At 60.0% G+C, this 13,217-nt stretch carries 12 protein-coding genes; 3 read left to right on the forward strand and 9 right to left on the reverse strand.

Annotated elements, in window-relative coordinates; all coding sequences use genetic code 11:
- Positions 1–4 precede the first annotated feature (4 nt).
- Positions 5–910 carry a DMT family transporter gene (locus QD357_RS08880; RefSeq protein WP_245407498.1) on the reverse strand — a complete coding sequence of 302 codons (906 nt, stop codon included), beginning with the start codon at positions 908–910 and terminating at the stop codon, positions 5–7.
- 207 nt (positions 911–1,117) lie between these two features.
- Between QD357_RS08880 and QD357_RS08885 the strand changes: the two genes are divergently transcribed.
- Positions 1,118–1,555, forward strand: a complete 438-nt coding sequence (locus QD357_RS08885; protein ID WP_107109003.1) for a hypothetical protein — start codon at positions 1,118–1,120, stop codon at positions 1,553–1,555.
- A gap of 30 nt (positions 1,556–1,585) precedes the next feature.
- On the opposite strand, the gene QD357_RS08890 is transcribed toward QD357_RS08885, so the two are convergent.
- The 6 genes from QD357_RS08890 to QD357_RS08915 form a co-directional block, all read right to left on the reverse strand.
- Positions 1,586–2,203 carry an alpha/beta hydrolase gene (locus QD357_RS08890; protein ID WP_107109443.1) on the reverse strand — a complete coding sequence of 206 codons (618 nt, stop codon included), beginning with the start codon at positions 2,201–2,203 and terminating at the stop codon, positions 1,586–1,588.
- Between the two features lie 13 nt (positions 2,204–2,216).
- Complete coding sequence (locus tag QD357_RS08895; RefSeq protein WP_107109004.1) at positions 2,217–3,149, reverse strand: VOC family protein; 933 nt, start codon at positions 3,147–3,149, stop codon at positions 2,217–2,219.
- A gap of 140 nt (positions 3,150–3,289) precedes the next feature.
- A complete protein-coding gene (gene ung, locus QD357_RS08900) occupies positions 3,290–3,991 on the reverse strand; it encodes a uracil-DNA glycosylase (RefSeq protein ID WP_107109005.1) in 702 nt (233 codons plus the stop codon).
- 89 nt (positions 3,992–4,080) lie between these two features.
- Complete coding sequence (locus QD357_RS08905) at positions 4,081–4,794, reverse strand: inner membrane-spanning protein YciB (RefSeq protein ID WP_245407499.1); 714 nt, start codon at positions 4,792–4,794, stop codon at positions 4,081–4,083.
- A 15-nt stretch (positions 4,795–4,809) separates the two neighbouring features.
- Positions 4,810–7,257, reverse strand: coding sequence for a GcvT family protein (locus QD357_RS08910; protein WP_107109006.1), 2,448 nt, complete (start codon positions 7,255–7,257; stop codon positions 4,810–4,812).
- 9 nt (positions 7,258–7,266) lie between these two features.
- Entirely contained in the window at positions 7,267–8,145 is an 879-nt protein-coding gene (locus QD357_RS08915; RefSeq protein WP_107109007.1) for a choline kinase family protein, read from the reverse strand.
- A 333-nt stretch (positions 8,146–8,478) separates the two neighbouring features.
- Between QD357_RS08915 and QD357_RS08920 the strand changes: the two genes are divergently transcribed.
- Positions 8,479–9,288, forward strand: a complete 810-nt coding sequence (locus tag QD357_RS08920; protein ID WP_107109008.1) for a DeoR/GlpR family DNA-binding transcription regulator — start codon at positions 8,479–8,481, stop codon at positions 9,286–9,288.
- Between the two features lie 59 nt (positions 9,289–9,347).
- On the opposite strand, the gene QD357_RS08925 is transcribed toward QD357_RS08920, so the two are convergent.
- A complete protein-coding gene (locus QD357_RS08925) occupies positions 9,348–10,229 on the reverse strand; it encodes a LysR substrate-binding domain-containing protein (RefSeq protein WP_107109009.1) in 882 nt (293 codons plus the stop codon).
- A gap of 116 nt (positions 10,230–10,345) precedes the next feature.
- Between QD357_RS08925 and QD357_RS08930 the strand changes: the two genes are divergently transcribed.
- Complete coding sequence (locus QD357_RS08930; RefSeq protein WP_107109010.1) at positions 10,346–11,368, forward strand: YeiH family protein; 1,023 nt, start codon at positions 10,346–10,348, stop codon at positions 11,366–11,368.
- On the opposite strand, the gene QD357_RS08935 is transcribed toward QD357_RS08930, so the two are convergent.
- Positions 11,331–13,208, reverse strand: coding sequence for a GGDEF domain-containing phosphodiesterase (locus QD357_RS08935; RefSeq protein WP_181316090.1), 1,878 nt, complete (start codon positions 13,206–13,208; stop codon positions 11,331–11,333). The two genes, QD357_RS08930 and QD357_RS08935, sit on opposite strands and share 38 nt — an antisense overlap.
- Positions 13,209–13,217: the final 9 nt, after the last annotated feature.

The raw sequence follows: 13,217 nt of genomic DNA on the forward strand, positions 1-13,217 counted from the left end.
CCGTTCAGAGCGCTTGCGCCGGCTCCACCGCCCGGTTTCGCCGCACTTCCAGCAGGATATGGCCAAAGAGCGCGATAAGCACGATCGGGCCGCCGATTAGCGTCGCCTGCGATGGCCGTTCAGCGAGGAATATCCAGACCCACAGAGGCGTCAGCGGCACCTCGAGCGAGGTCAGCAGGCTGGCATCGGCGGCCGGGATCAGCCGCGAGCCGAAGGTATAAAGGCTGAGACCCATGGCGTTCTGGATGATGCCGAAGGCGATGATCAGGCCGAGATCATGCCCGGACACCATCGCCGGCGAAGCGAACCAGAAGGTGATGAACGAGCAGAGCCAGGCGGACAAGGCCATCGCTGGCAGCATAGGCACATCCCGGTGCTGGCGCATGACAACAGCGAGACCGGCGACCGACAACGTCATGACGCAGGCCAGGCCCTTGCCGAGCCAACCACCGCCCCCGTTGCCGCTTACCTCACCGGAGAGCATGACCAGCACGCCGATGAGCGCCACGACGCTGGCGACCAGCGTCGCCATGCTTGGGCGCTCCTTGATGAAGACATAGGCGACGCCCGCGGTGACGAAGGGCACCGTCGCATAGATCACCATCGCATCGGCGACGGAGGTATAATAGATCGAGCCGATGCCGCTGATCATGGACGTGGTGGAAAACACCGTTGCGGCCAGCGACGGCCAGCGCATGGAGCGAAGAATTCGCCAGGCCCTGCCGCGCTCGATATAGAGAAACAGCGTGAAGACGCCGAGCCCGGAGACGATACCCCGGCAGAAGAGGATGGTCATCAGATCCGCGTGGATCAGGCGGACGAACAGGCCGGAAGTCGACCACGCCAGGGCTGAAGCCGCCACGTAGATCACGCCCAGCCGATATTGCTGCTGCTCCGCCAGCGTCACCACGAATCCCTCCGAACCCTTTAGGCTTAGACTATTAGCGAGCACCAGGAGAGCCCACAAGCGATGCCTGCGGCGCAAAATGTCGTTGATGAGAGAGGAGGTGTCGCGGCTGCAGAACCGCCACGCCCATCTCGGCCCAAACCAGCGCTTGCGTCTTGCGGATATTCCGTATGTCTTTAGGGTACCGAATATTCGGCAGAGGGGGAATCAATGCAGCTATTGCTGGCAGGGCTTTTTGCGTGCGGCTGCGTGAGCCTGGTCGACGCCCCGCTATGGCCGGCTGCCGAAAGCTACGTCAATACGGCAACGGAATGTAGCCAAAGCGGCGATCCCGGCAATTGCCGGCACACGCGCGATATGTGGAAGAGCGAATACGACGCTGCGACCGAGGGAAAATATCAGAACCAGCGAAAGGTCGCACTCTGCCTAAGCACAGGCTGCGACAATGCCATCCAGCCCGACAGTATCCGCGGCTGCGCCTGGCGCATGGTCATCGTGAATTCGAGACACGCGGAGCTGGACAATACCGACACCGAGAATCTCAACCATTTCTGCGGGTCCGCTTATATCGATCAAGCGGGACGGCGCGCAGCCGAAGTCCAGGCGAAGACGATGCTGGAACTCCTCGGGATGCGACCGGGCGCATAGCAGTCGGTACCGCCATGCGCCCGATTTCATTCACACTTGAGCATATGGCGCGAAGAAGCCGCGGATCGCCTCGATCTCATTCGGGCGGATATCGTGGCCGCCCGAATGCCACTCCAGCGTCACCTCGGCTTTCTGCCGCGTGAAATAATCCGCGAGCGCCTTGGTCACCGGCGCCGGCGAGATCGGATCGCGTTCCCCAGCGGTGATCAAAACCCGGCTGCCGTCGAGCTTGGCGTTGTCACGCGGCTGGAACGGGATCAGCGGATGCATCAGCACGGCGGCATCGAAGAGATCGCCGTGTTCGATCAGCACATTGGCGAGAATATTCGCGCCGTTGGAAAAGCCGAGACCAAGCACCTGCGAGGCGCCGTGGTCGACGGCCAGGCTCTTCACATAGGCGGCCATCTTCTCGGTGGCCCGGGCAAGGTCCGCCATGTCGTAGACGCCCTCGCCCGTGCGCCGGAAGAAGCGCGCTGCGCCATGTTCCGAAACGTCGCCACGCGGCGAGACGATGGTCGCCTCCGGCAGCAGGCGGCTGCCGAAATCGAAGAATTGGTTCTCGTCGCCGCCCGTGCCGTGGAGGGCAAACAGAATAGGTTTGCCGGGTGCACCGGGCTTCACCCGGTGCACATAGGTCGTATTCGTCATGATCACCCCCTGTTTAAGCGTCCAGCGGTTCGAGATGCTGCTCGAGCAGTGCCCGCAGATGAGCGTGCTGTTCCGGCAGCTTCAGCGCCTCGCCGAGATGGGCCGTATCTTCGTCTCGGTTGAAACCGGGCTCGTTCGTAGCGACTTCGAACAGCACGCCGCCCGGCGTACGGAAATAGATCGCCCAGAAATAGTCACGGTCGATAACCGGCGTAACCTGATATCCCGTATCCATCAGCGCCTTGCGCACTTCGAGCTGTTTTGCGCGGTTCTCGACGGCAAAGGCAACATGGTGGACGGAACCCGCACCGGGAAGTGCACGGCCGATGTTCGGCATGGTTTCGAGATCGACGAAATCGGCACCATTGCCGCCGGGGATAGCCAGCCGCTTGACGCCTTCATGCGTATCGACGACTTCATAACCCATATATTTCAACAGCTCGGCCGTGGCGCCCTCGTCCCTTAGCCGCATGGCGACGGAATGGAAGCCTCGGATAGCATGCTCGGCATCGACGCCGCCATGCGTCCAGGGCTGACGATCGTCATTCTTGACCTCGACCAGCGCGAAACCGTCCCCATCGGGACCAGCGAAATGGAGGCGCTTCTGGCCGAAGGATTCATCAGCCTTCAGAGCCTCGACGCCCTGCTTGCCAAGCCGCTCGCTCCAATAGCCGATCGCGCCCTCCGGAATGGAGAAAACGGTATTGCCGACTTCGCCTGTGCCCGGACGACCGCGAGCCATCTTCGGGAACGGGAAATAGGTCATGATCGTGCCGGGCGTGCCGATCTCGTCACCGTAATAGAGGTGATAAACATCCGGCGCGTCGAAATTGACCGTCTTCTTCACGCGGCGCAGGCCAAGCGTGTCCGTGAAGAACTTATTGTTGGTGCGGGCATCTTCCGCCATCGAGGTAACGTGGTGAAGACCCTTGATCTGATTGAGCATCTTTAACCCCTTGTCTCGCCCGCAACGGCAGGCGTTTCTCATGAGCAGAAGATGGTCCCACAGCCCGTTTTTCGATAGCCCCCAATAGCCAAACGGATTGTCTCCGATTATTGAACGACAAATGGCGGTCGTTCAATACATCAGCCATTACCCGGATCGCTCGGCAAAGCCCAGTCGATCGGATCCTTGCCATGTTCTGCCAGATAAGCGTTCGCCTTGGAAAAATGCCGGCAGCCGAGGAAGCCGTTATGCGCCGACAGTGGCGATGGGTGTGCGGCTTTCAGCACGAGGTGCCGCTCGGTATCGACGAAGGCGGCCTTCTTCTGTGCGTAGGAGCCCCAGAGCATGAAAACCACGCCGTCGCATTCGTCGTTGACACGGCGGATGACGGCATCGGTGAAGCGTTCCCAGCCCTTGCCCTGATGCGAGGCGGCCTGTGACTCCTCTACCGTCAGCACACTGTTGAGCAGAAGCACGCCCTGCTTCGCCCAGCTTTCGAGAAAGCCGTGACGCGCCGGCGGGACGCCGAGATCGGTTTCCAGTTCCTTGTAGATATTGACGAGCGACGGCGGGATACGCACGCCGGGGCGAACGCTGAAGCAGAGCCCATGCGCCTGCCCGACGCCGTGATAGGGGTCCTGTCCAAGGATCACGACCTGCACTTCATCGAGCGGCGTCAGGTCCAAGGCCCGGAAATATTCGCTGCCGCGCGGAAAAATCACCTTGCCGCGCTGTTTCTCTTCGACAAGAAAGGATTTGAGCTGCTGCATATAGGGGCTGACGAATTCCTGTGACAGCGCCTCTTTCCAGCTTTCCTCCAGCTTGATGCCCGCTTCCGCCATCGTCCCTCGCCTCCATCTTTCGTCAGCATGTCGATTGAGGATGAAAGCGCCAGCGTGTCAAGAAAAGGACTTCCATTGCGGCAGGCAGATCACAGCTTTCCGGCGGCGGACGTCGCCAGAGACGGCGATTGCACTCTCTCCCCCGTCGAGATCAGCAACGCTTCGCGTTCGGCCTCCGGCATGGCACGTACGCGTCGCCTCACCGTGAAGCGGATCGCGGCAAATCCGGCCAGCATCAGCACCACTTTGCTGCCAATACCGAAGGCCGGCATGACGACCGCCCATATGGATAGATCAAAGGCTGTGGCAACGAATACATTGAGCGCAGCGGACAGGAACATCAGGCCAGCCCAGACAAAGCCCACATAAGTAGCGACATCGGGCGCGACTGCGCGGGCAATAGCCGGCAGATACCGATTCATCCAGCCCGGCTTAAGCATCACCACGCCGACAATCGAATAGATAACGCTCGGCTTGAATAGTACGAAACGCGGATCGTCCGTCAGCAGCGTTGCCGCGCCTGCAGCAATGACCAGAAAGAGGCTCAGCCACTCCATGGTATCGATTGGCTTCCGTCGAAGGTATTGTATTCCGATTTGGACAAGGCCAAACGCTATCGCCGAGCAAGCCGAAAGGGTCGCATTATGCGTGAGGGAAAGCAGAACGACGAAAAATAGGCTGGAGGCCAAATCGGCGAGCAGTAGCCTGACCGCATCGAAAAAGCTTTTCACCGCACTTCGGCCCTTGTCGCGACTTCTGTAACGGTCATAAAGCCACCAGCCATCGACATCAAGAGATGGCACTCAATCTTTCCGTAATCACCCCTTAACCCGCGCCATTTGCGGGTCATAGAGCGGCTTCAACGACACCTGGCAGGGCACGCGGCGTTGGGCAACGTCGAGTTCGTATCGGCCGCCAAGCACGAAATCCTCGCTGACCCCATCCGCATTGCGGACATAGCCGTAACCGATCGGCTTGCCGATCGTGTAGCCATAGCCGCCGCTCGACAGCCAGCCGACGCGTTGGCCGTCGCGATAGATGGTCTCGCGACCGAGCAACACGGTTTCGGGATCGTCGGGCACGAAGCAGGCGAACAACTTCTTCACCCCCGAAGCCAACTGCCGCTCGATGGCCTCCCGGCCGCGGAAGGCGATGTTCTTCTTCATCTTCACCGCCCAGGCGAGCCCTGCCTCGACCGGCGTATGGTCGGGACCGATGTCGGAACCCCAGGCACGAAAGCCCTTTTCCAGCCGGCAGCTTTCGATCGCGCGATAGCCGGCATTGATCAATCCGTGATGACGCCCGGCCGCCATCAGCGCATCGTAGACCGTGGCCGCATATTCCACCGGCACATGCAGCTCGTAGCCGAGTTCGCCGACATAGGTCATGCGCAGCGCTCGAACCGGGCAGCCGGCAATGCCGATGGTCTTCACTCGCAGGAACGGAAATGCGGCGTTCGAAACATCGTTCGAGGTGACGGATTCCAGCACTCTGCGCGAATTCGGCCCCATCAACGACAGCACTGAATAGGCAGAAGTGATATCCACCAGTTCGGCATGCATCTCGGCCGGGATATTCCTGGCGATCCAGTCGAAATCATGCGTGGCAAAGCCCGTGCCTGTCGTGATGTAAAATTCGTTCTCGGCGACGCGCGCCACGGTGACATCGCATTCGATGCCGCCTTTGTCGTTCAGCATCTGCGTGTAGGTCAGCGCGCCAACCGGCTTGGCGACGTCGTTGGACGCGATCCAGGAGATCGCCGCTTCGGCATCTCGCCCCTTCAGCACGAATTTCGCAAAAGACGTCTGATCGAAGATCACCGCCGCCTCGCGCACCGCCCTATGCTCACGACCGACCGCAGCAAACCAGTTCTGGCGGCCGTAGCTGTAGATATCCTTCGGCTCCTCGCCGGCAAAAAGGTCGGCGAACCAGTTCGGACGCTCCCAGCCGAGCTTTTCGCCGAAACAAGCGCCCTGCGCCTTCAGCCGATCATAGAGCGGCGACTTGCGGCAGGGGCGGCCGCTCGAATGCTCCTCGAACGGCCAGGCCATGGTGTAATGCTTGCCATAGGCTTCCAGCGTGCGGGTGCGCACCCAGTCCGTATCGAAATGCGGGCGGCCGAAACGCCTGATGTCGACGGGCCACAAATCATAGGGCGGTTCGCCCTTTGCAACCCATTCGGCAAGCGCCATGCCCGCCCCGCCCGCTGACGCTATGCCGAAGGCGTTGAAGCCAGCACCGACGAAGAAGTTTCGAAGCTCCGGCGCTTCGCCGAGGATGAAATTGCCATCGGGCGTAAAGCTCTCTGGCCCGTTCAGAAGCTGCTTGATGCCCGCCGTCTGCAGCGCCGGCACGCGCATCAGAGCCTGCTCCATGATCTGCTCGAAATGACCGAAATTGCTATCGAGCAGCGTGTAATGAAACTCCTTGGGAATGCCGTCGATCGCCCAGGGGATCGGATTCGGCTCATAGCCGCCCATCACCAATCCGCCGACCTCTTCCTTGTAATAGGTCAACCTGTCGGGATCGCGCAGCGTCGGCAGGTTGGAGGGGACGCCGAAGGATTCGGTGATGAGATACTGATGCTCGACGGAGACGAGCGGCACGTTGACGCCGAAGCGCGCGGCAAAGCTGCGCGTCCACTGCCCGGCACAGACCACAACACGCTCGCATTCGATGCGGCCCTTGTCGGTGATGACAGCGCGAATCCTGCCCTTATCGATCTCCAGATCGAGAACTTCGGTGTCCTCGAAAATCGAAACACCGGCCATGCGCGCGCCCTTCGCCAGCGCCTGGGTGATATCGGAGGGATTGGCCTGCCCATCGGTCGGCAGATAGGCGGCACCGATCAGATCGTCTATATCCATTAGAGGCCAGAGATCGAAGGCCTCCTTCGGCGTCAGCAGATGCATTTGCAGCCCGAAGGATTGCGCCGTCGTCGCCTGTCGCTTGACTTCCGTCCAGCGTTCCTCATTGCAGGCAAGGCGCAGGCCGCCGTTCATCTTCCAGCCGGTGGCAAGCCCCGTCTCCGCCTCCAACCTCTTATAGAGATCGACGGAATAGCCGAGCATCTGGGTGATATTGGCGCTGGTACGCAATTGCCCGACAAGGCCTGCGGCATGGAACGTCGTGCCCGAGGTCAGCTTCTTTCGCTCCAGCAGGACCGTGTCTGATAGCCCGAGCTTGGCAAGGTGATAGGCTGTCGAACAGCCGACGATACCCCCGCCGATGACGACCGCCTTCGCTGTTTGGGGCAGTTCTTTCATCGCATCACCTCAAGAATTCCGGAATGATTGATAGGCACGTTCAAATCGCGCCAGATTTTCGCTCGTATAGGCTGAATAATCGAAGTCGATACGGGAATGGATTTCGGAAACCATGCTCCACATCGTCTCGCGCAACAGCGAAGCGCATTTCATTGCCTGATAGCGCCGACGTAGCTCGTCGCTCACCGGCGCCTCGAAATAGGCTTCCAGCATCGCCGTTTCCTGGCTTTCGGAGAATTCGTTGTTGGAAGCAAGACCACCGAGATCGAAGAGCGGCGTGTTGAAGCCGGCATAATCCCAATCGATCAGCCAAAGCCTTGTTCCATCGTCGAGGAAATTGCCGGGCAGAAGATCGTTATGGCCGAAAACGATGTCGAAGGGTCGCGCGGCCTGTTCCAGTCGCTCGGCGATATCGAGGAAGGAAGGCAGCAATGCTCCATGACGGCTACCGCCCTCTTCGAGAAGGGCGGCATAGTCGCATACCACATGAAAAACCCAGAAGATGGCCCCTGCGCCGCGAAAGTGTTTCGCAACATTCTGGTGACAGGAACGGACAAGCGGTACGATGCGCGCTAGCATCAAAGGGTCGCGAATATCCTCCGCGACCAGCGGCTTTCCGTCGATATAGTCCAGCACGAGAACGCCTGGCTCGGAATGAACGACAGCGGGCGACAATCCCGCCGCATGCGCAGCCTTGCTCGCGGCCAGTTCGTTGGCACGTCTGATGTGGTGAACCGGGATATCCGTCCCGAGCCTGACCACGAAACGCCGGCCGCTATCGGTGACCAGGTAGTTGCGATTGGTGATGCCGCCCACGAGCGGAGCGATATCGATCGATCCGCGCCAAATGCCAAGAGCCTGTATCTTGTCTTCGGGCGTTACGATCATCCCTCCTCCAGCGCTAAAATCGCGCGTCTTTTGGATGTAAAAGGTTCCTCACAAAAGGAGAACTGTCAAGAACTAGCCACAAAATGAAACGCTCATTTGGTTTTTTGTTGGATTTTGCGGGGAATAAGGTCTAATCCCTATTAGGCTATGGATATTTTCAACAGAAAGCTTCACCGTAAGTGAGATTTGACTTAAAAATTCAATCTCGAGGTGATTGGAACGAGATGACTTGCGTTTGAGTCGTTATCCCGCTCCAGATGTTTGATCAGGCATGGTCTTATCCGCAAGCCGCTTCGCACGTTTTGGGATCATGCCTTAGCTAGGATCGATACCATGTCGGACATCTCGCAGGTGCCGCTGCATTCGAACCATCGGGAACGCGAGATCCTGGAGGAGCTTCGGCTCGCGGGCGGCGCAAGCCGTATTCAGTTTCTCGCCGAGCGGCTGGCGGTTTCGGAGGAGACCATCCGCCGCAATATCCGCAGCCTGGAGGCCAATGGCCTCGTCACCAAGGTGCACGGCGGCGTTCATATCAAGGACTCGATCATCGAGCAGCCGCTGCATTTCCGGATGAACGAGAATGCCGAGGCCAAACGCATGATCGCGGCCCGCGTCGCGGCAATGATCCAGAACGGCGATACGCTCTTCCTCGACATAGGCTCCACGACGGCCTTCATCGCTGTGGCGCTCCAGAAACATCAGAACCTGTTCATTGTCACGAACGCCGTCTCGGTCGCCCATGCGCTCGCGACCCGCAACGGCAATCGCGTTTTCTTCGCCGGCGGCGAGCTGCGCAGCCATGACGGCGGCGCCTTCGGCACGGAAGCGACCAACTTCCTCCGCCGCTTCAACGTTCGCCATGCCATATTGTCCGTCGGCGCCGTTAACGCCGTGTCCGGCTTCATGCTGCACGATCTGGAGGAGGCGGAATATTCCCGCGAAGCCGCACGCCGCTCCGAAAACCGCATCATCGTCGCTGATAGCGCCAAATTCGGCCGCAGCGCCCCGATCGTCATCGATGATCCCGCCATGTACGATATGATGGTCACCGACGACCTGCCGCCCCCAGATATCCGCGCCATGCTCGACCGCAACGAGATCGATCTCGTCGTCGCCAATCAGCGCCGGATGGAACAGCTCTAACCAGAGCGGTTCAGCTTTCGCCATTCCGGAACAGCGCGCTCCCCTATTCCTATTGTTACTTAACTCCTGCACATGGCTTCCAGGGTCAGCGCCGCCTTGCTGGCATGGCGCTCTTTGTGGCGCAGCAGACGGAAGCTGCGGACCGGCAGGTCGAAGGCGGCCCGCACCAGCAATCCCCGTTGCAGATAAGCCATGGCCGCCGCACTGGAAATCGCCGTGGCGCTCTGCCCATAACAGACCGCCGACAGCACGGCCTCATTCGACGGCAGCACCAGTGCCACGCTGAGATCATGCGGTGAGGTGCCGAGCTTGATGATGGCATTTTCGAATTCGGACCGCGTACCCGAACCTTCTTCGCGCATCACCCACGATGTACCGGTGGCAAGATCGTCAACCGACAGGCTCCGGCCGTCGGCCCAGGGATGATCTGGCGGCACGACGATGACAAGCGCGTCCGGTGCAACGACTTTCATCGACAGGGCCGGCGTATCCACCTCCCCTTCGACGAAGCCCAATTCGGCCGTGCCTTCGATGACTGCCTCGGTGACCGTGCGTGTATTGCCGATCGTCAAATCGAGCTCGATGCCGGGATAGTCACGGTGAAAGCGCATCAGCACGGGTGGCAGCCAGTAGCTGGCGATGGTCTGGCTGGCACGCAGGCTGAGCCGGCCACGCTGCAGGCCACCGAGTTCGGAAAGCATGAGCTCCGCCGATCGCACCCGAGCCAGCGTCGCCTTCGCCTCGCCGAGAAAGGTCCGGCCGGTTTCCGTCAGCTCGATCCGCCGGCCGACACGGTGAAACAACTCGACGCCGTAATACCCTTCGAGGTTCTTGATGGCCGCGCTGACGGCCGAGGGCGTCAAATGGATGGCCTGTGCAGCGTGGGTCAGATGTTCCCGCTCGGCGACGGCGACAAAAATGGCGAGTTGCTCGAAGGTCATGGGAAATCATTCTAATTAATCGAACGAAACATAGGATAATATTCGATGGATGTCGACAACAGGAGGTGAGACTTTCTCTTCATAGCAAATTCTAAATAGCCGAACGGCGGTTCCGCATGTCCCTTTTCCACCGCGCCAATATTATCCTCCCCGGCCTTGCCCTGACGGGCGTCGTAGCCCTTCTCGCCTATGCGGGCGAGCACATTGAGATCGGTATTCTCGGCGGTCGGTGGATCGAGAGCCTGGTGCTCGCCATTGCGCTCGGTATCGTCGTCTGCACCGTAAAGCCGCTGAAGCCCGCCCTGCGCCCCGGCATCGATTTCAGTGCCAAGATCCTGTTGGAAATCGCCATTGTCCTGCTCGGCGCCTCGATCAGCCTCTCGGCCATCGGTGGCGCCGGTGTCTGGTTGATCGCCGGCATCGCCATCGTTGTCGTGCTGTCGATCGCGGCGACCTACACGATCGGCCGGCTGCTCGGCCTGCCGCCGAAACTGGCGACACTGATCGCCTGCGGCAACTCCATCTGCGGCAACTCGGCTATTGTCGCCGTTGCCCCGGTCATTGAGGCCGGTTCGGAAGAAATTGCCGCCGCTCTTGCCTTCACCGCCGTGCTCGGCATCGCCGCCGTCTTCCTGCTGCCGCTGCTCTATTTCCACGCCGGCATGAGCGTGCCGCAATATGGCGTGCTGGCCGGCCTGACCGTCTATGCCGTGCCACAGGTACTTGCCGCCACTGCGCCGATCAGCCTCCTTGCGGTACAGACCGGCACTCTGGTCAAGCTGGTCCGCGTGCTGATGCTTGGGCCTGTCATCTTCCTGCTCGGTATCCTCACCAAGACCGAAACGGCAGGGATGGATAGCCGCACGGGCCATCGCCACTCGCTGGTTCCCTGGTTCATCTGCGGCTTTCTGGGGCTGATGGCCCTGCGCTCTTTCGGCCTGATCCCGGACGCGCTGGTCACGCCGATGGCTGTGATCTCCAACATCCTGACGGTGATTGCGATGGCAGCACTCGGCCTGTCGGTGAACATTCGCTCCGTTGCGCATGCCGGCGGCCGGGTAATCACCGCAGCTACGCTATCGCTGCTGACGCTTGGCGTCATCAGCTATGGGCTGATTGCCGCTCTGCAAATCCAGTAGGTCCGGCATTGCCGTGGGAATTGTCGGAAGCCCGCTTCGGATCTGGCTTCTGAGCCGATGCCAGCAGTACGGCGATCTCATTCCCCGGCGAGGGATAACCGAACGCATAGCCCTGAAGTCCGTCACAACCGGCACGCGCGAGGAGCCGCGCATGGTCCTCGGTTTCGACGCCCTCGGCGATGACCTCGACGTTGAGCGCTCTTGCTATTTCCACGATCGCACCCACCATGCGGCGCTGCTCGTCCGAGACGGTAATTGCCGTCACCAACTGCCGGTCGATCTTCAGCCGCTTCGGCTTCAGCTTCACAAGGCCGATCAGTGAGGCATGGCCAGAGCCGAAATCGTCGATCTCGATCTCGATACCCATCTTTTTGATTGTGTCGATATTGGCGAGCATTTTGTCGTCGGGATCGTCGAGGAAGATCGTCTCGACTAATTCGAAGGCAATGGCATGGCTTGGGATATTCTGAGCCTGCAGCCGTTCGATCAGGTGCGGATCGGCCAGACGTCTTCCCGAGATGTTGACGGCGATACGCGGCGGCGTCAGGCCCTGCAGAGCCCAGGCGGCACGGTCGAACAGTGCGCGGTTCAAGATGGCCGCATCGATCTCTGCCGTCAGCCCGTATTCCTCAGCCACCTTGAGGAATGCTGCCGGCGCCAGCAGCCCCTTCTCCGGATGCCACCATCGGGCCAGAGCTTCCAGTCCCACGATCCGTCGGCTACGCGCATCCACCTGGATTTGGTAGAAAGGCACGATTTCATGCCGCGTCAGCGCCAGCCGCAATTCCTCTGCCAATTGCCGTTCTGCCTGCAGATCGGATTGCAGTTTCGGCGTGAAGAACTCGACGCGGTTGCGGCCGAATTTCTTGGCTTGATAGAGAGCGATATCGGATTCCGCCAGCAGATTGCCGGCGCTGCCGACAGCGCTCCACGCTGCACCGATCGAAGCTCCCACCTGCAGCATTTCATGATGAAAGCGAACATCACGCTGCAGCCGCCAGAGAATATCATCGGCAATGGTTCTGAGTTCATCGGCACTATCGAGATTGACCAGCATCACGACGAACTCGTCGCCGCCAATGCGGGCGACCATATCATCAGCCGCTATCGCCCCGGAAATCCGCACCGCCGCATTCTGCAGCGTCAGATCGCCAGCCGCATGCCCCCATTTGTCGTTGATCTGCTTGAAACAGTCGAGATCGATATGGAGGACGGCCAGCGTCTTGACGGTAGCATCGGCGCACAGTTCCGCCAATCGGCGATCGAAGTAGCGGCGGTTGGGCAGGCCGGTCAGATAGTCGTGGTCGGCGGCATGTTCGATGTCAGCACGGCTCTGCTCCAGCGCGATTGCGCGAGCTTCCGCGACTGCTTTCTGGTTGCTCAGCTCGCGGTTCATCAGGACATCAGCCGTGACGTCCCACTCCGCACCGATGAAGGACGGCGCGCCATCAGGTCCCTCGTAAAAATGGGCCCGCGAGCGCAGATAGCGTATCTTCCCTTCGGGCAGGATGATGCGAAATTGCGAGTTATAGAAACCCTTTTCCGTAATCGCTGTCTCGAACTCGGCGATTGCCCGCTCGACATCGTCAGGATGAAGAGCGCTCAGCCAGATCGCAGACGACACTTTGCGGTCGGTACGGCCGGTCTGGTAGAGCTTGTGCATCTGCGTATCCCAGAGCAATTCCTCTTCATTCAGATTGTGCTCCCAGACGCCGATTTGGGACGTCTCCAGCGCCAATTCCAGCCTCCTCAAGAGATCTTGGAACTCCTGTTCGGATCGCCCTGATACCGTCTCTTCCACCGAGTTCGAACCCCCTTCGGACACATGGAAAGTTTGCATAATTTCAAC

It is taken from the genome of Rhizobium sp. BR 317, assembly GCF_047445835.1.
GTDB classification, from domain to species: Bacteria; Pseudomonadota; Alphaproteobacteria; order Rhizobiales; family Rhizobiaceae; genus Rhizobium; species Rhizobium paranaense.

Excerpts from the sequence above, each read along its gene's own strand:
- QD357_RS08885 (WP_107109003.1), top strand. The coding sequence starts at position 1,118 with ATGCAGCTATTGCTGGCAGGGCTTTTTGCGTGCGGCTGCGTGAGCCTG.
- QD357_RS08890 (WP_107109443.1), bottom strand. The coding sequence starts at position 2,203 with ATGACGAATACGACCTATGTGCACCGGGTGAAGCCCGGTGCACCCGGC.
- QD357_RS08895 (WP_107109004.1), bottom strand. The coding sequence starts at position 3,149 with ATGCTCAATCAGATCAAGGGTCTTCACCACGTTACCTCGATGGCGGAA.
- ung (WP_107109005.1), bottom strand. The coding sequence starts at position 3,991 with ATGGCGGAAGCGGGCATCAAGCTGGAGGAAAGCTGGAAAGAGGCGCTG.
- QD357_RS08910 (WP_107109006.1), bottom strand. The coding sequence starts at position 7,257 with ATGAAAGAACTGCCCCAAACAGCGAAGGCGGTCGTCATCGGCGGGGGT.
- QD357_RS08915 (WP_107109007.1), bottom strand. The coding sequence starts at position 8,145 with ATGATCGTAACGCCCGAAGACAAGATACAGGCTCTTGGCATTTGGCGC.
- QD357_RS08920 (WP_107109008.1), top strand. The coding sequence starts at position 8,479 with ATGTCGGACATCTCGCAGGTGCCGCTGCATTCGAACCATCGGGAACGC.
- QD357_RS08925 (WP_107109009.1), bottom strand. The coding sequence starts at position 10,229 with ATGACCTTCGAGCAACTCGCCATTTTTGTCGCCGTCGCCGAGCGGGAA.
- QD357_RS08930 (WP_107109010.1), top strand. The coding sequence starts at position 10,346 with ATGTCCCTTTTCCACCGCGCCAATATTATCCTCCCCGGCCTTGCCCTG.
- QD357_RS08935 (WP_181316090.1), bottom strand. The coding sequence starts at position 13,208 with ATGCAAACTTTCCATGTGTCCGAAGGGGGTTCGAACTCGGTGGAAGAG.